Origin of the sequence: Flavobacterium ginsenosidimutans (genome assembly GCF_037478105.1) — a bacterium.
Taxonomy (GTDB): Bacteria; Bacteroidota; Bacteroidia; order Flavobacteriales; family Flavobacteriaceae; genus Flavobacterium; species Flavobacterium ginsenosidimutans.
In genome coordinates this window covers 5,187,195-5,204,207 of record NZ_CP147988.1, presented here as the reverse complement: position 1 = coordinate 5,204,207, position 17,013 = coordinate 5,187,195, and the positions used below count along the sequence as shown (strand labels likewise).

Annotated in this window: 12 protein-coding genes; 10 read left to right on the top strand and 2 right to left on the bottom strand. The window is 32.7% G+C overall.

Features of this window, described 5'->3' with window-relative positions; all coding sequences use genetic code 11:
- Positions 1–67: 67 nt before the first annotated feature.
- On the bottom strand, positions 68–5,359 hold the full coding sequence (locus V6624_RS22285; protein WP_338840246.1) for an amino acid adenylation domain-containing protein: 5,292 nt from the start codon (positions 5,357–5,359) through the stop codon (positions 68–70).
- A 962-nt stretch (positions 5,360–6,321) separates the two neighbouring features.
- Here V6624_RS22285 and V6624_RS22280 point away from each other — a divergent pair.
- The 5 genes from V6624_RS22280 (at position 6,322) to V6624_RS22260 (ending at position 10,701) form a co-directional block, all read left to right on the top strand.
- A complete protein-coding gene (locus V6624_RS22280; protein ID WP_162614989.1) occupies positions 6,322–6,750 on the top strand; it encodes a T9SS type A sorting domain-containing protein in 429 nt (142 codons plus the stop codon).
- A gap of 13 nt (positions 6,751–6,763) precedes the next feature.
- Entirely contained in the window at positions 6,764–7,492 is a 729-nt protein-coding gene (locus V6624_RS22275; protein WP_338840245.1) for a hypothetical protein, read from the top strand.
- On the top strand, positions 7,489–9,666 hold the full coding sequence (locus V6624_RS22270) for a hypothetical protein (protein ID WP_338840244.1): 2,178 nt from the start codon (positions 7,489–7,491) through the stop codon (positions 9,664–9,666). The genes V6624_RS22275 and V6624_RS22270 overlap by 4 nt, the downstream gene beginning before the upstream one ends.
- 521 nt (positions 9,667–10,187) lie before the next feature.
- Positions 10,188–10,418 (top strand): helix-turn-helix transcriptional regulator, encoded by a 231-nt coding sequence (locus V6624_RS22265; protein WP_091492892.1) that lies wholly within the window; start codon positions 10,188–10,190, stop codon positions 10,416–10,418.
- A gap of 79 nt (positions 10,419–10,497) precedes the next feature.
- Positions 10,498–10,701, top strand: a complete 204-nt coding sequence (locus V6624_RS22260; protein WP_111288720.1) for a helix-turn-helix domain-containing protein — start codon at positions 10,498–10,500, stop codon at positions 10,699–10,701.
- A gap of 94 nt (positions 10,702–10,795) precedes the next feature.
- Here the strand turns inward: V6624_RS22260 and V6624_RS22255 are convergent, their stop codons facing one another.
- The gene (locus tag V6624_RS22255; RefSeq protein ID WP_111288718.1) at positions 10,796–11,263 is read right to left on the bottom strand and encodes a UpxY family transcription antiterminator; all 468 of its coding nucleotides are present in this window, start codon (positions 11,261–11,263) and stop codon (positions 10,796–10,798) included.
- A 620-nt stretch (positions 11,264–11,883) separates the two neighbouring features.
- Here V6624_RS22255 and V6624_RS22250 point away from each other — a divergent pair.
- The 5 genes from V6624_RS22250 (at position 11,884) to V6624_RS22230 (ending at position 17,005) form a co-directional block, all read left to right on the top strand.
- Positions 11,884–12,318, top strand: a complete 435-nt coding sequence (locus tag V6624_RS22250; protein WP_111288716.1) for an adenylyltransferase/cytidyltransferase family protein — start codon at positions 11,884–11,886, stop codon at positions 12,316–12,318.
- The gene (locus tag V6624_RS22245) at positions 12,308–13,309 is read left to right on the top strand and encodes a mannose-1-phosphate guanylyltransferase (RefSeq protein ID WP_111288714.1); all 1,002 of its coding nucleotides are present in this window, start codon (positions 12,308–12,310) and stop codon (positions 13,307–13,309) included. The genes V6624_RS22250 and V6624_RS22245 overlap by 11 nt, the downstream gene beginning before the upstream one ends.
- Positions 13,310–13,333: 24 nt before the next feature.
- Positions 13,334–14,284: a GDP-L-fucose synthase family protein gene (locus V6624_RS22240; RefSeq protein ID WP_111289254.1), complete on the top strand. Its 951-nt coding sequence runs from the start codon at positions 13,334–13,336 to the stop codon at positions 14,282–14,284.
- An 84-nt stretch (positions 14,285–14,368) separates the two neighbouring features.
- Complete coding sequence (gene gmd / locus V6624_RS22235; protein WP_111288712.1) at positions 14,369–15,496, top strand: GDP-mannose 4,6-dehydratase; 1,128 nt, start codon at positions 14,369–14,371, stop codon at positions 15,494–15,496.
- Positions 15,497–15,559: 63 nt separating this feature from the next.
- Positions 15,560–17,005 (top strand): UDP-glucose 6-dehydrogenase, encoded by a 1,446-nt coding sequence (locus V6624_RS22230; protein WP_338840240.1) that lies wholly within the window; start codon positions 15,560–15,562, stop codon positions 17,003–17,005.
- Positions 17,006–17,013: the final 8 nt, after the last annotated feature.

Genomic DNA, 17,013 nt, shown 5'->3' with positions numbered 1-17,013 from the left:
ATTTTAAATGTAATTGTATCGTTTTTAAATTGACAGTTTAAAATATTACCTGCTCCTTATCTTGTTCTTATAATTTGATCTTTACAAAACTTCCATTCTGATTTGGATCTTCAATAAACCAAGCTGGATTTCCATTTTCGTCTCTTCCTAGTTTACTGCCTTTTACAGGCGGTTCATCGGCATTTATAGTATATTTTTTTTCGGCAGTATTATTTTCAAATCGTTGTTCATTATTAATTTTTGTTATATCAGATGACTTTTCGTTTTTAGAAGTGCCATTGGCTTTGGTTCCATTAGTTTCGTTATTAAACTTAGCATCAAAACTTTCTACAGTTAGATTGACAAATGAAGCACTGCCATTTGCTGTAGAACTCTGTAGCTGATCTACTTTTTGACTTAAAAGCTGAATTTGTTTAATAATTTGTTCTAATGAAGATTGATTTTGAGATGACGATGCCGTTTCATTTGATGAAAAAGTTGGCGCTGCTGTTTGATTTGCAACCACTTTGATTTCTTTTTTTGGTTCGGTGCGAGTTTCTTTGGGAAGATTTTCGTCTATATAATCTGCTAAAAGAGCTGGTGTTGAATACGTTTCGTTGAGTTGTCTGAATGTAATTGGCAAATCGAATTCTTTCTTCAATTTTCCAGATAATTGGGTTAGTGATAATGAATCTAAACCTAATTCTAGAAACGTATTTTCAGATGCCTCACTTTCGTAAACGATTCCAGATGCATTTTTGATAATTTCAGAAATCTGTGCAAGTATTGCATCTTTTCGAGATTGATTTGAATTTACTTCTTGATGATCAACTTGTGTGGCAACTGCTGGAGCTTCAGAAATTGCTGGAGCTTGAATTACCAAAGAATCAAGCGTTCCCAAAGGTTCGATCCAGCAAAGTTTTCGATCAAAAACATAACTAGGCAATTCGATTTTTTGTCTTTGTTGTTCACTAAAATATGCTTTCCAATCCGGATTTAAACCTTTCATCCATAAATCTCCTAATGTATTTAACAAAGTGTTATATTCATTTTCCTGCTCTTCTTTTGGAGGCGTTATGCTTGCATACGCAGGAATAATTTTGCCTGCAGCTTGCTGACGTGCCAACGTAATTAAAGTTGATCCTGGACCAACTTCTAATAGCAGAAGATCTTCTAATTCAAATGCTGTATCCATGGCATCTGCAAATCGAACCGTATTTTTTAATTGGTTAACCCAATATGTTGGATCTGTGGCTTCTGTATCTTTCAGCCAAGTTCCTGATGCGCTTGAAATAATTGGCAATCTCGGAATGCTTAGTTTTATTTTTTCTAATTCATTTCTAAAATCATCCAAAATAGGTTCCATCATGTGAGAGTGAAATGCATGGCTGGTATTAAGCAGTTTATTTGGAATATCTTTGGTATCAAGTTCCTGATTAAAAAGAGCGATATCTTCTTTCTGACCCGAAACCACACAAAATTGAGTTGAATTAATCGCTGCAATTGAAAGTGTTTTAGGAACTAATTCATACAATTGTTCTACAGGAACGCGAACAATCAACATTGATCCGCCAGGTAATTCGCTTATTAATTTCCCTCTGACCGCGACAATGTGTAAAGCGTCTTTTAATGTTAGAATTCCAGCCAAATGCGCAGCTGCAAATTCGCCAATACTGTGACCGCAAAGGAAAGTTGGTTTTATTCCCCAGCTCATCCATAATTGCGATAACGCATATTCTGTTACAAATAGAGATGGCTGTGTTAATCTTGTATTTCTTAGAAGTTCTTCAGCTTCAGCAAAATGGTCTTTTGGAAAAAGAATATCACGAATGTCTAAATCTAAATCTTTCATCAATAATTCAGCACATTTGTCAACGGCATTACGGTACACTTTTTCGTTGTCATAAAGTGTTTTACCCATTTGTATGTACTGAGAACCTTGTCCTGGGAAAAGAAATCCTATTTCGCTAGGAACTCTTTTTAAAATAGAAGATTTAGTGTTTTTAGTTTTAAGAGAAATTAATTTTTCAGCAGCATCTTCGGTTGAATCTGCTATTAAAAAACTTCTGTGGTTAAAGTCATCTCTTGTCATATTCAAAGAATAAGCGATATCTGCCAAAGGAGTATTTTTTGACTTATCAATAAAATGTCCTAAAGCATTTTCGTAGCCTAACAAACTATTTTGACTTTTTGCTGACCACATTAATATTTCAAGAGGTCGTCCAGATGATGTTACTATAGGTTTTGCAACGTATTCTTCAACAATGGCATGTGTATTTGTGCTTCCAATACCAAAAGAGCTTAAACCAGCTCTTCTTATGCCATCAGCTTTCCATTCGATTAATTTGTTATTAATGTAGAATGGACTATTGTCAAAATCAATATTAGGATTAGGTTTAACAAAATTTACCATTGGCGGTATTTGTTTGTGTTGCATGGCCAACAATATTTTTATCAAACCTGCCACACCAGCCGCAGCTGTGGTATGCCCTAAATTGGTTTTTATAGATCCTAAGGCACAGTAATTATTTTTTTCTTGTTTGCCATAAGCAATCTTAAGTCCTTCTATTTCTATTGGGTCACCAATTGGAGTGGCGGTTCCATGCGCTTCCATATAGCTAATTGTAGAAGGAGAAATTTGTGCATCATTAAAAGCATTGATTATTGCTCCAGCCTGACCTTGCGGACTTGGCGCCATAAAACTGCCTTTGTCTCCTCCGTCATTATTTACACCAACTCCTTTAAGTACGCCATAAATGATATCGCCGTCTTTTTCTGCTTCTTCTAATCTTTTAAGAACAACAACCCCAGCGCCATCACTAAAAACAGTACCTTTTCCAGAAGCGTCGAAAGAACGTGTAGATCCATCTGGACTTTTAATAAATCCGTCATCATAAAGGTGTCCGCTTTTTATTGGAGCTGTAACGCTTGATCCTCCTGCAAGAGCAATATCGCACATTCCAGCTCTTATTGCTTTTACCGCTTCGGCAATTGCTAATAATGAGGTAGAACATGCAGAATGCACTGTAACTGAAGGTCCTTTTAAGTTTAAATGATAAGAAGTACGAGGCGCAATAAAGTCTTTTCCGTTTACAGTATAAATTTGTAATTCTCCTACTGAACTTTTAAGTTCTTTATTTAAGAAAATATTGTTTTCGTAGTAAGAATTGATTTCACTTCCAGAATAAACTCCAATGCTTCCTTTATAATGTTTTGGAAGATGTCCAGATTGTTCTAATGCTTCGAATGAAATTTCTAAGAATATCCTAATTTGCGGGTCCATTGCAGCGGCAAGCTGCGGATTTAATCCGAAGAACTGAGGATCAAATGTTTTGGCTGAAGGTAAAATTCCTCTTGCACCTATATAAAGCGGATCTTCGCGAAGACTTTCAGGTAAACTAACATCCAATTCATCTTTGCTGAATAAAGAAATAGTTTCTTTTCCGTCTCTTAAAATTTCCCATAATTCTTCTATCGTATCAGAACCAGGAAATCTTCCCGCCATACCAATGATTGCAATATCTGCAGAAGAAGCATTTTCTTTATGTTTTTTAAATTCGAATTTTTCTTCCTTATTATTGTGTTCTTCCAAAATAGATGAAAGTTCTTTTATTGTAGGATGAATATAAATTTTTGAAACTGGAATTTCTAATGACAAACGTTGTTTTATTAAAGTTGTAACTTTTTGCGCAAGCACAGAACTTCCGCCCATATCAAAGAAATTATCATCTATTCCAATCTCTGTTATTTTCAATTCTTCGCTCCAGATTTTTGCAAGATCTTTTTCTAATTGTGTAACGGGTTTTTTGAAAAGAGGAGCAGAGTCAGGTCTTGTATTTTCGGGAAGAGGTAAATTCTTTTTGTCAATTTTTCCGTTTGGAGTTATCGGAAATTCATCAACCCAAATGTATTTTGATGGCAATAATATTTCGGGTAAAACTTTCAAAAGCGCATCGTGAATCGTTTTTTCGTCTTGTGATTCTTCGCCCGATTTTAAATACGCTACAAGTTTATCTTCATTGCCAAAATGATTGCTGACAATTACAGCAGATTGTTTTACTCCCCGCAATGTATTTAAAGTAGCTTCGATTTCGCCCAATTCGATACGATGTCCTCTCAGTTTTACTTGATGGTCAATACGACCCAAACATTGCAGTTCTCCATTCGGCAATAATTTTCCTAAATCTCCTGTGCGGTAAAGTCGAGCGCCTGATTCTGTTGAAAATGAATCTGGGATGAATTTTTCTGCAGTAAGTTCTGGACGTTTCCAATAACCTTGTGCGACTCCATCTCCGCCTATAACAATCTCACCAATTGTTCCTTCTTCAACAATTTTTCCTTGTTCGTCCAACAAATAAATTTCTGTATTTGCAATAGGAAAACCAATGGTGATTAATTCATCATCTGCAAGAATTTCTTTTACAGCAGACCAAATTGTGGTTTCTGTTGGACCGTACATATTCCAAAGAGAATCACATCTCGATGTCAATTGACGCGCAAGATTTAAAGGCATTGCTTCACCACCGCACAATGCTTTTAAAGCTAAAGGAGTATCCCATCCAGAATCTAGTAATAATTGCCATGTAGTTGGTGTAGCCTGTAATATTGTAATTTGTTTTTTCTGTAAAAGATTAAATAAAAGCAAACCGTCTCGAGTAGTTTCATAATCGGCAAAAACTACCGCTGCACCTTTTATTAATGGTAAAAATAATTCGAGACCCGCTATATCAAACGAAATTGTTGTTATAGATAAAAGTTTGTCTTCTGCATTTATACCTGGTTCAATCGCCATACTGTACAGAAAGTTCACCAAATTTTTGTGTGTTACCGTCACACCTTTTGGTTTCCCCGTAGAGCCCGATGTGTACATCATATAAGCAACAGATGTTGGATTAACCGATATAGAAACTGGCGAATCACGATATTGGCTTAATGAAGCTAATACATCTTCTATAAATAATGTCTTTGAACTATTTGGCAGTGAAGTAGAAAGTGATCTTGTAGTGAGTAAGAAACTTGCTTCAGAATCTTCGAGCATAAATTCTAAACGCTCAGTTGGAAATTTTGGATCTAATGGCAGATATGCTGCTCCACACTGTAAAATTGCTAAGAGAGAAACAATCAAATTAGGGTTTCTTTCCATAGATACCGCTACAAATTGTCCGGGAGATAAACCTTGAGCTAAAAAGTAATTTGCTGTCTGATTTATCTTTTTTGCTAATTCCTGATAAGAAATTTGCTGATCTTCAAATTCAAGTGCCATAGAATTAGGCGATGCTTCAGCTTGAGCCAGAAAAAGCTCATGAAGCGCATTGTTAGGATACACCATTTTTTTCCAATTTGTCTCTTTGTTTAAACTATTGTTGTTGGGTCTTTTCATTTTAAGGGTATTAAAATTAAAGTTGAGCAAAATAATTATGATAATATCAGCGTTAACTAAAAAGAGAAAAGTGTAAATCTTTGTCTTATAGTTTATTAGTGGGATGGGTTTACACCTTTTTAAATTATCGGTTGAAATAATAGAAAAGGGTGTAAGAAATTTTAATTAGTTTTTGGCTTTTATTTTGGCTCTGTAATAAATAGCACTTATCGCTTATTGTTCAATAAGTTGATCAAAAAAAGGAAAAATTTTTCACTAAAACTCGCTTATTCTATATAAAGCTATTATTCTCGATGAAAAGCATATTTTAAATTGTAAAAGACAAAATTTATTCAAAATTGACGAAGATTCATTGAGTCCAAAATTTGTCAAATTCATCGCTTTTTCCCTCAATCTGCCTGCTTTTTTCTACTGAATTTTTTTGGAGATTTATTTGATTCAAGAAAAATAATTATTTTTATTAAAATGTAATTATCTTGTTTTCAATTAGATGTGTTTTTGTAAGTGAAGCATTTTTTATTTTAGCCTATAAAAATTATGAAATAATAAAATTAAGAACCCTTAAATTGAAAATTAAATAAAAAGCAGCTACAGATGTAATTTAAGAGACAAATTGCCGTTACATTCTGTAACCTGCATTTTGGTTTTTAAGACCAAAAAACATTTAGTTTTTAATAGTTGTAAAGTTTAGTGCAATTATTTTTGTTAATAAAACTAAAAACCCCTTTTCTTAACATTTCCGATGTAAGTAAATAGTCATTAAAATACTACATTTTGTGTCAGTTATCGGAAATAAAAATGATTATATCGATTATTTTTTGAAATTAAATAATTTTGCAGTATTAAAATAACGCAAGAATAATTAAACTGTGAAGTATCTAAAGACGAGAAATATAAACCTACTAATAATTACGATGTTATTCATTCCTTTTGTAGGAATTAGTCAGTCAAATACTGATATAATGGAGACTATAATTACATCGGGTAATAATGCAAGCGGGAGTTCTGGAACAGTTACTTATTCAATCGGCCAAGTATTTTATACCTATATTGGAACAGAACCCGTTTTCAATGTGGCTCAAGGTATTCAGCATCAGGAAAATGATGAGACACTAGGTAATCCAGAAATTGAAGAACCCGCTAAAGCAGAAATGTTTGTTTTCCCAAATCCAACATCAGATTTTGTTAATATCAGTATGACTGGATTAGAGTTACAAAGCGCTCATCGATCGTATAGACTCTATGATATTCAGGCGAGACTTTTAAAACAAAACACAATTAGTCAAGATGAGACTCAGGTTAGTTTAGCTAATCTTACTCCATCTGTATATATACTTGTAGTATATGTAGATAACAAAAAATTGAAGTCATTTAAAATAATTAAAAATTAAAAAAAGAGATAGAATGAAACTTGCAGAGACCCTTTTATTATTATTTGTGACTGTTACGTTTAAGGTATTTGCGCAATCACCTGAAAAAATGAGTTACCAGGCAATTATCCGAGCGCAGGATAATACTTTGGCAGTAAATAAGAACATAGGCCTTAAAATTGTTGTACATCAGACTAATGCAACAGGAACAATAGTTTATCAAGAAACACATTCTCCTACTACAAATGCTAATGGTCTTGTTTCTCTTGAAATTGGAACAGGAACAATTGTTACGGGTGATTTTAGTAAAATTTCTTGGGATAAAGGACCTTATTATATAGAAACACAAGTAGATGTAAACGGAGGAACAAATTATAACATTGTTGGAGTTACACAACTTTTAAGTGTACCTTATGCATTGTATGCAAAAACAGCAGGAGGAACTTCTACAACTCCATATAGAGCTACAGTTATTTCATTTACTTCTTCTAGAAGTATTGCTGCAGCTGACGTAAACAATACAATTGAGTGTACAACGTCTTCTACATTAACCTTAACTACCGATTTTGGAAGTATGGCAGTTGGTGAAACTATTAATCTAGAAGCTCATAATGGTGCTGTTCTAACAGTACAAGCAGCTTCGGGTGTTACCATTAATTATACATCAGCTGGAAGTGCAAAATTTACTAGCACAGCTGGAAACGTGAGATTTGGATTCCTTAGAAAAACAGGCACAAATTCCTATATTATATCGGGACAATGAAAAAGTTAATTTATTTTTTACTGTTTTCGACGACGGTTTTTTCGCAGAATTATCAATATGCAATTGATGAAGCTCCTGTAAAAACGCCAGAAAATCCTGTTGTCGCTAATCAGCCAGAAGAAACAGATTATTTTAATGCTCATGTTGTTCCAGTTACACAAAAAGCAACTCTTCAACAAGCATTGGATACGTATGGTTCTGTGCGATTAGAAAGAGGAGATTATTCTGGAGTGGATATTGTCATGAAGAGTAATCAGAAATTATATGGGCATCCGTCTTTAAATTTATTTTCAAATATTACGATAGCTGCCGGAAGTACCGGTGTTGTAATCGAGTATTTACTTCCAGCAGATAAAACTATTACGCTTCAAGCCGGAGGTGTTATTTCTAATTGTACTTTAAAATCGATTAAATGGGCGACTTTAAAAGCAACAAATGCAACTTTTGAGAATAACTCTTTCATCAATTTTGGAGGTCCAATACTTATAGATTGTAGTCAGTCGGGGTATTTTAGAAATAATAAATTTATAAAACACCAATCGGGCGGATTATCTACAGTTCTTACCATGAAAGGAAATTCAACAACTCCTAGTTATGGTAACGTAAACCTGCATACTAACTTTTTAACGCCGCACGGAAATACCACAGATATGGACAATCTTAAAACGGCTACTTTTGTTGGTATTGATGCAGAAGGATGGAACCTTACCGGAGACGGAACCTATGCTATGTTTAAGGCTAGTAATATGGGGAATGTTAAAATAACCGATTTAGGTGGAGGAAATTCTTATTCTACAGTACGAACTGGAGCTTATGACATAGATGCAGCAAATATTTCGATTCTTAATAAAAAATTGAATACAGAGTTTGATGTTATCTCAGCAAGAAGCAATATGACCTTAGTTGGTGCTTTAGGAGGATACAAAAGAGGAAGCGGAACGGTTACTGGATATGATCTTTGGGGAAATTTAGATAATAGTAATTCTGTCAAATATAATAGTACTGAACAAACTGCAGCTATCACTAATTCGACTATACTGGCAAACTTGAGTAGCTCTATTTTAGGTACAAAATATACGCCTTGGGCGAGACCAAATTGGGAAACATTACCAGATCCTTTAGGAGCAAACTGGAGAACCGACAGAGTAGGTAAGCCAGATAGTACAACTTATATTCAAAACTTGATCAATAACTCTGGTATTGCAGATCTTCCAGAAGGAGTTTATTATATCAGTTCGACTTTAAAAATTCCGTTAGACAAAAGTCATGGAATTATGGGAAAAGGAACTGGAAAAACAGTTATTGTAGGTTTAACAGACGATTTTCCTCTAATATCGCTTACGGGAGGTCAAGATGCTAATTTTGTGTTAGCGCATTTGACATTGCAAGGTGGAAACACAGGTGTTTACTCTTCACAAAACTATGGCACACAACATATGAGTTTTGTTTGGTTGAAATATGTCGTATTTAGAGATCAAACGAATGGTTTTCATTTAGATAAAATGATGGGATTTGATAATAATTTCTTCGATAATATTTCTTTTGTAAACTGTAATAAAGGCTTCTACCAAGATGCGCTTGTTGGTGGTGTTTCAGATAACTCAAGTTTTGTTGACAAAACAATGTTTTATAGAGGACAGTTTATTAATTGTACTACAGCAGTTTCGATGTTAGCTACTAGAGCAGACAATTTAAATGCTTGGGTAGATTGTAAATTTGACGGAGGAGATACAGCGCTTAATTTAAGTGCAAATAACTATCCTTTAGCTGCAAATAGTGACTTTACTAATTTTAAAGGAAAAAATGTTATTTCCAGCGGCGAGATTTCTTTCTATAGTTCTAATTTTTATAATAATTCGAATACAGGCTCAACAATAAAAGCTATTGCAACGTATTTAGAAGGATGTACTTTTTCAGATTCTGCACCAATGTTTTCGTCAGTATTATATAATCCAGTATATAGTTATATAGTAAATTCTACGATTACTGGAAGTGTAACTGCTTTAACAATAGATGGAGACTGGAACAGTAAGTATTACGGAATATTTATGAATAATACTTTTAGAGCAAATACAACGCTTAGTAAGTTGTTGGTCAATGTAAAAGAAGGTACTTCGACTGTAATTATAAATACAGCTTCAACTCCTTATCCACAGCTATTAGTGACTCAATAAACTAAATATAACTTTAAAAAATCCGTTGGCTATTAATTTAGTTAACGGATTTTTTTTTGTTTAAAATCTCATTTGAAACTTTCAACGCCTATCATTTCTGATAATTTAAACTTTATACCGATTTTCTCCTTTTTTGATGCAGATCGTCGAAAGTAAGATTTTTACGGTAAGTATTATTACGTGCTTTTTATCTTATAAAATAAGGGTTTTACGAGCTTTTTTAAGCAAATCTGACGACCTAAAAATAGGAATGTTGTATTTTATCGGATTTTAAAATCCGTTGAACAGATTTATTATTATATACTCTAAACATTATATATTTTTGATCAAAATTTAAAATGAATGCTAAATAAAAACAGTCATTTAGCTTCAAACGTTGTTAATAATTGAAAGGTTAGTATGAAAAGGTAATTTTTTTGTAAAATAAGATTAAAAAGAAAGAAAATATTTTTTCGCATAATTTTAATAATAGTTATGACAAGTACCTTCAGAGTAGAATTATTTATAATTTTTTATTTTTTATGAAATATAGTGTATACGAAAATATTAGAAAGATAAGAGAATTAAAAAATTTGACTAGGGAATATGTAGCGGCTGAATTAAAAATGAGCACCAGTGGTTATGGCAAAATTGAAAGAGGTGATGTTGATTTAACCGTTTCTAAATTAATTGAGATTTCAAAAGTCTTAGAGGTTTCAATTGAATTCATATTTAAATTCGATGTATCGATCTTTTTTAGTGAAACAAGATAAAAATATCCTGTCACAATTTATTGAATATTAAGGTAATTAAACTAATTAAGTTATAAAATAGTAATAAAAAAACAGCATCATGGAAAATTACTACCTAAAAATTAAAGAGTATAGATTACAGAATAACCATACTCCAGAATATGTAGCTATTCAAATGGAAATGAGCGTAAAAAAATATGAGAAAATTGAACAAGGAATGGTTGATCTTAAACTATCAAAACTAGATCAATTAGTTAAGATTCTTGGCATTAAAAAAAGCCAAATCTTTCAATTGGAAAACTAATATTTTTTATCGCAGCTATTTTGCTTTTTTCATGAAAAAGAAGAGTTGCAAGTTAGGATTGTACTTCTTGAAAAACTCTTTCTTTTTTCATTTGTTATTTATGTTTTACTTTTAAAACATATCCCAAAGATTCTAAAATCAGAACATAATGTGTTTTTGTAATATCCTTAATCACGGCGTTCTGATTACAAAATATACCGGAATTTAAATGTACCTTATCGCCAATTTGATATTGCATAACTGAGATATCTGAAGCGGTATCTCCACTATCAAGCCATTCTTTTATGGTTTCTATCTCTCTATCTTTTACAATAGCGTGTCTACCTAGCCAAAATAAGAATCGTACAACTCCAGGAGAATTAAAAACCAGATTTCGATCTTTTTCTGCTAATTGTACAAATATGTAATGATTAAACAATGGCACTTCTACCTTTATTTTCCTATCTGATCTCTGTTGAATTTTTTTAATCACAGGACAATAACAATTGATGTTAAACTTAGTTAACTGTTCTGCAACTCTTTTTTCCCATTTAGGTTTAGTGTACACTACATACCATTTCATAATTCTAGAATTTATTAAATGTATTTGTGAATAGTTGTTTTTAAATGTTTAGTAAGCTGGTTTGTAATGTTTTACGTTCTCTTAGTTTTTCTTGAAAATGAAATTTTTAAAAAATACTGTTTTAAATTTTTAAAGTGTTTTTAAAAAAAACGCCTTCAATCGATATAGTTAAGAGGTTTAGAAAATCAGCATTAGCAATCTAATGTTTGGTCTGTAAACTAAGTAGTAAAATTAATTCCATGAGTCTAAAAATAGTGATGCATTTTATAGTAAAATTTCCTTATTAAGGACATTTAGTCACAAAATTGAAATTTCTCATAGACCCTATTACCATAATTTTATCTTAAATTATTATAAGGGACAAATTGAAATTAATGAATTGAATTTCTCGATTTAGAACTAGAATTTTAATTCATTTTATAACGATCAGGAGCTATAATTTTTTAAGTTTTTATACCATTTATTTTTTCTTTTTTGAGTAGTTAAAATGTAACTATTCACGGGGAACCCTTTTGCAAAATTTTAAAAAAAGCGCCGAAACCCCAGTAAAATGGTTAATTACAAATTTTGAAAATCATACTACATTAACAAACATATTTTTAATTTAAAACATTAAGCAGATGAGAACTGGAATAACATTTAGTGCTTTTGATTTGTTACATGCAGGGCACGTTAAAATGCTTGAAGAAGCAAAACAACATTGTGATTATTTAATTGTTGGTCTTCAGACAGATCCAACGTTAGACCGCCCAACAAAAAATAAACCGACCCAAACAGTTGTAGAACGTTACATACAGTTAAAGGCGTGTAAGTTTGTAGATGAAATTGTTCCTTATGCAACAGAACAAGATCTAGAAGATATTTTGAAATCTTTTGCTCTTGATGTTCGTATTCTAGGAGATGAATATAAAGAAAGAGATTTTACAGGAAGAAAGTATTGCGAAGAAAAAGGAATCGAATTGTACTTTAATACAAGAGACCATCGTTTTTCGAGTACTAATCTTCGTCATGAAGTTTATCAAAGAGAAGTTTTAGTACATTCTAATGGCAATTAGTTCTGTTACACACGTAGTTTTAACTGGAGGAATTGGCAGCAGATTGTGGCCATTATCCAGAAAAACACTTCCTAAGCAATATTTAGAACTTTTTGACGGAGAATCACTTTTTGAAAAAACAGTAACACGTAATCTTAATATATCCAATAAAACAATAGTGGTTGGAAATATCGAAAATTACAAAATGAGTAATGCCATTATGTCGAAATTCGAGAAACCATTTACACATATTGTAGAAGCTGTTCCTCGTAATACTGCGGCAGCAATTGCATTTGCAGCATTTGCATCAAAACCTGAAGATATTTTATTGATTACGCCCTCAGATCATATTATTGAGGGAAATGATTTATACATAAGTGCATTAAAACAAGCTATTGAATTAGCCAATCAAGATTATTTGATTACTTTTGGTGTCAAACCAATTAAACCAGAAATAGGATATGGATATATAGAGTTTGAGCATCAAAATGTAATTGCTTTTCATGAAAAACCAAATTTGGAAACAGCCGAAATATATCTGAAAAATGGAAATTATTTTTGGAATAGTGGTCTCTTTTGTTTCAAAGCGGAAAAGTTTTTAAAACAACTTGAAATGCTTGAACCAGAGGTTTTTTTGACATCAAAAGAAGCTTGGGAAGCAAATAAAAATGGCTTTTTGGATTATGAAATGTCTATGAATATTCCATCTATCAGTATTGATTATGCAGTAATGGAACGTAGTAAAGATATTAAAGTAATTCCTGCTCATTTTGAATGGTCAGATTTAGGTTCTTTCGAATCGGTTTATGATTATTTGGTTAACAAAGATCATCCAATCGATGCTAATAGAAATATTGTTATAGGAACTTCAATGCATACCACTTTTGTAGGAGTTAAAAATTGTATATTGATCTACACTACTGATGCTTTGATGGTTTTGCAAAAAGAAAACTCTCAAGAAGTAAAACAAGTTTACCAACAATTAGAATCGATTGCATCGCCATTATTATAATTGTAAATAAATATACTCACAATGATTAATAAAAATACTGTAATATATATAGCTGGACATAAAGGAATGGTTGGAAGTGCCATTTGGAGAAGTCTCACCGCAAAAGGTTATACAAATCTTATTGGAGCATCAAGCAAAGAATTAGATTTAAGAGACCAGAAAGCTGTTCGAGAATTTATACAAAACACAAAGCCAGATATTATTATAGATGCCGCGGCAAAAGTGGGAGGGATTTTGGCAAATAATGATTTTCCATATCAATTTTTGATGGAAAACATGCAGATTCAAAATAACCTTATCAGCGAAGCTCATAGTTTAGATGTCGAAAAATTCATTTTTTTAGGAAGCTCTTGCATTTATCCAAAATTAGCTCCGCAGCCATTAAAAGAAGATTATCTGTTAACGGCTTCTTTAGAAAAAACAAACGAATGGTATGCTTTGGCAAAAATTACAGGAGTAAAATTGTGCGAAGCTATTCGTAAGCAATACAATAAAGATTTTGTGAGTTTAATGCCAACAAACTTATACGGTATTCATGACAATTTCGATTTGACCAGTTCGCATGTTTTACCCGCTATGATTCGCAAATTTCACGAAGCTAAAGAAAGCAATAATGCACCCGTAATATTATGGGGAACAGGTACACCAATGCGTGAGTTCTTGTTTGTAGATGATATGGCAGAAGCAGTAGTTTTTGCGTTAGAAAATGAACTTCCTGAACATTTATATAATATTGGAACAGGAGAAGATTTAACCATTAAGGAACTTGCTGCTACAATTCAAAAAATTGTGGGACATACCGGAAATATTATCTGGGATGAAAGCAAGCCAGATGGAACACCACGAAAATTAATGGATGTTTCTAAAATGCACAGCATTGGCTGGAAACACCAAGTGACTTTAGAAGAAGGAATCCAGAAAACCTACAATTGGTTCCTAGAAAATATTGAAAGCTTAAAAGAAAATAGTTATTAATATTATCTATCCTTTTAATTAAAGATAACAAAAATAAATTTTGCAACATTGCAGCAGAACGCATTTGCACTTTATAATTAAATTATGAATAATCCGATACAAAAAACAGCATTCATCACAGGAATAACAGGGCAAGATGGAGCTTACTTAAGCGAATTTTTATTAGAAAAAGGATATATAGTTCATGGATTAAAAAGACGTACTTCTTTATTCAATACAGATCGAATTGATCATCTTTACCAAGATCCTCATGTAGAAAATAGAAACTTCATTTTACATTATGGTGACATGAGCGACAGTACAAATTTAACACGATTAATAAAGGAAATTCAGCCCGATGAAATCTATAATTTGGCAGCTATGAGTCATGTGGCAGTTTCATTTGAAACTCCTGAATATACAGGAAATGTAGATGCACTAGGAACTCTTAGAATTCTAGATGCTGTACGTTTGTTAGGATTAGAGAAAAAGACTAGAATCTATCAGGCATCAACTTCAGAATTATACGGTAAAGTTCAAGAAGTACCACAATCAGAAACAACTCCTTTTTATCCAAGATCACCTTATGCGGTTGCAAAAATGTATGCTTTTTGGATTACGGTAAATTATAGAGAAGCTTATGGAATGTATGCTTGCAATGGTATTTTATTCAATCATGAATCTCCTATTCGTGGAGAAACTTTTGTGACACGTAAGATTACTAGAGCAGCTTCAAGAATAGCTCTAGGTTTACAGAATAAATTGCATTTAGGAAATCTCGATGCGCAACGCGATTGGGGACATGCAAAAGATTATGTTCGAATGATGTGGATGATATTGCAGGCAGATGAACCTGAAGATTTTGTAATTGCCACAGGAAAAACAACTACAGTTCGAGAATTTGTTCAAATGAGTTTTGCAGAAGTAGGAATTGAACTAGAATTTAAAGGTGTGGGTGAAAACGAAAAAGGATATGTTATATCTTGTAATAATCCTGAATATCAGCTTCCAATTGGAAAAGAAGTATTAGCTGTAGATCCAAATTATTTTAGACCTACAGAAGTAGATTTACTTATTGGCGATCCAACAAAAGCTAAAACAAAATTAGGTTGGGAGTGTGAATACAAATTATCTGAATTAGTAAAAGAAATGATGCAATCTGATTTAAAACTGATGAGAAAAGAACAGCTTTTAAAAGAATGTGGCTTTACTATTTTAAATTACTACGAATAAAAAAATTAATTATCCTAATTAATTTAGAAACAGCCTTTTTTGTCTCTTAAAAAAGATTTTTAAATGAAAATCAAAAATATTTGTTGCTTGGGTGCGGGTTACGTAGGTGGTCCGACCATGTCTGTTATCGCGTTAAAATGTCCGGAAATTAAAGTTACAGTTGTAGATTTAAACGAAAGCCGAATTGCAGCTTGGAACAATGGCGATTTAGATAAATTACCGGTTTACGAACCTGGACTTGCTGAAGTGGTTGAAGAAGCAAGAGGACGTAATTTATTTTTTTCGACAGAAGTTGATAGTGCAATAGAAGCTGCCGATATGATTTTTATAGCAGTAAATACTCCAACAAAAAACTATGGAGAAGGCAAAGGAATGGCTGCCGATTTAAAATTTGTAGAATTATGCGCCAGACAAATAGCCAGAATAGCTAAAAATGATAAAATCATAGTAGAAAAATCGACTCTTCCTGTAAGAACAGCCGAAACGTTACAGACTATTTTAGATCATACTGGAAACGGTGTTAAATTTGAAGTTCTTTCTAATCCTGAATTTTTGGCTGAAGGAACAGCAATCAATGATTTATTGCATGCAGACCGTGTTTTAATTGGTGGGAAACAAACAGAAAGCGGTCAAAAAGCAATTCAAGCATTGGTTGATGTTTACGCACATTGGTTATCTCCAAAACAGATTTTAACCACAAACGTATGGTCATCAGAATTATCAAAATTAACAGCCAACGCTTTTTTAGCACAAAGAATTTCTTCTATTAATGCCTTATCCGCTTTATGTGAAGCTACAGAAGCCGATGTTGATGAGGTTGCAACAGCAATTGGAACTGATAGCCGAATTGGACCAAAGTTTCTTAAAGCTTCAGTAGGTTTTGGAGGTTCTTGTTTTCAAAAGGATATTTTAAACTTAGTGTATTTATGCCGTTATTTTAATCTGCCTGAAGTGGCTAATTATTGGGAACAGATTATTATTCTAAACGATTATCAAAAATATCGTTTTGCAAAAAAAATCATTAGTTCTCTTTTTAATACCGTCAGCGGAAAAAAAATAACTTTTTTAGGATGGGCATTTAAAAAAGACACAAATGACACTAGAGAATCGGCGGCTATTTATGTAGCAGAACATTTGATCGAAGACGGTGCAGAAATTCACGTTTATGATCCGAAAGTTTCTGAAGAAAAAATAAAAGCTGATATGAGCTATTTATGGGAATTAAAAGGATTTACAGAACAGAAAATTGAATCCAAACTAAAACAGATTTTTGTCTATAATTCAGCAGAAGACGCACTTCATCAGGCTCATGCGGTAGCGGTTTTAACTGAATGGGACGAATTCAAAACATACAATTGGAATTCGATTTTTATCAATATGTACAAGCCTGCTTTCATTTTTGACGGACGCAATATTTTGGATGCCGAAGAATTAACAGCAATTGGTTTTCAGGTTAAAGGAATTGGTAAAGGTTATATTCCTCAATTAAAAAGAGAACCTGTTTTTTAATCGTTTTA

Excerpts from the sequence above, each read along its gene's own strand:
- V6624_RS22250 (WP_111288716.1), top strand. The coding sequence starts at position 11,884 with ATGAGAACTGGAATAACATTTAGTGCTTTTGATTTGTTACATGCAGGG.
- V6624_RS22260 (WP_111288720.1), top strand. The coding sequence starts at position 10,498 with ATGGAAAATTACTACCTAAAAATTAAAGAGTATAGATTACAGAATAAC.
- V6624_RS22275 (WP_338840245.1), top strand. The coding sequence starts at position 6,764 with ATGAAACTTGCAGAGACCCTTTTATTATTATTTGTGACTGTTACGTTT.
- V6624_RS22245 (WP_111288714.1), top strand. The coding sequence starts at position 12,308 with ATGGCAATTAGTTCTGTTACACACGTAGTTTTAACTGGAGGAATTGGC.
- V6624_RS22280 (WP_162614989.1), top strand. The coding sequence starts at position 6,322 with ATGGAGACTATAATTACATCGGGTAATAATGCAAGCGGGAGTTCTGGA.
- V6624_RS22265 (WP_091492892.1), top strand. The coding sequence starts at position 10,188 with ATGAAATATAGTGTATACGAAAATATTAGAAAGATAAGAGAATTAAAA.
- V6624_RS22285 (WP_338840246.1), bottom strand. The coding sequence starts at position 5,359 with ATGAAAAGACCCAACAACAATAGTTTAAACAAAGAGACAAATTGGAAA.
- V6624_RS22270 (WP_338840244.1), top strand. The coding sequence starts at position 7,489 with ATGAAAAAGTTAATTTATTTTTTACTGTTTTCGACGACGGTTTTTTCG.
- V6624_RS22255 (WP_111288718.1), bottom strand. The coding sequence starts at position 11,263 with ATGAAATGGTATGTAGTGTACACTAAACCTAAATGGGAAAAAAGAGTT.
- gmd (WP_111288712.1), top strand. The coding sequence starts at position 14,369 with ATGAATAATCCGATACAAAAAACAGCATTCATCACAGGAATAACAGGG.
- V6624_RS22230 (WP_338840240.1), top strand. The coding sequence starts at position 15,560 with ATGAAAATCAAAAATATTTGTTGCTTGGGTGCGGGTTACGTAGGTGGT.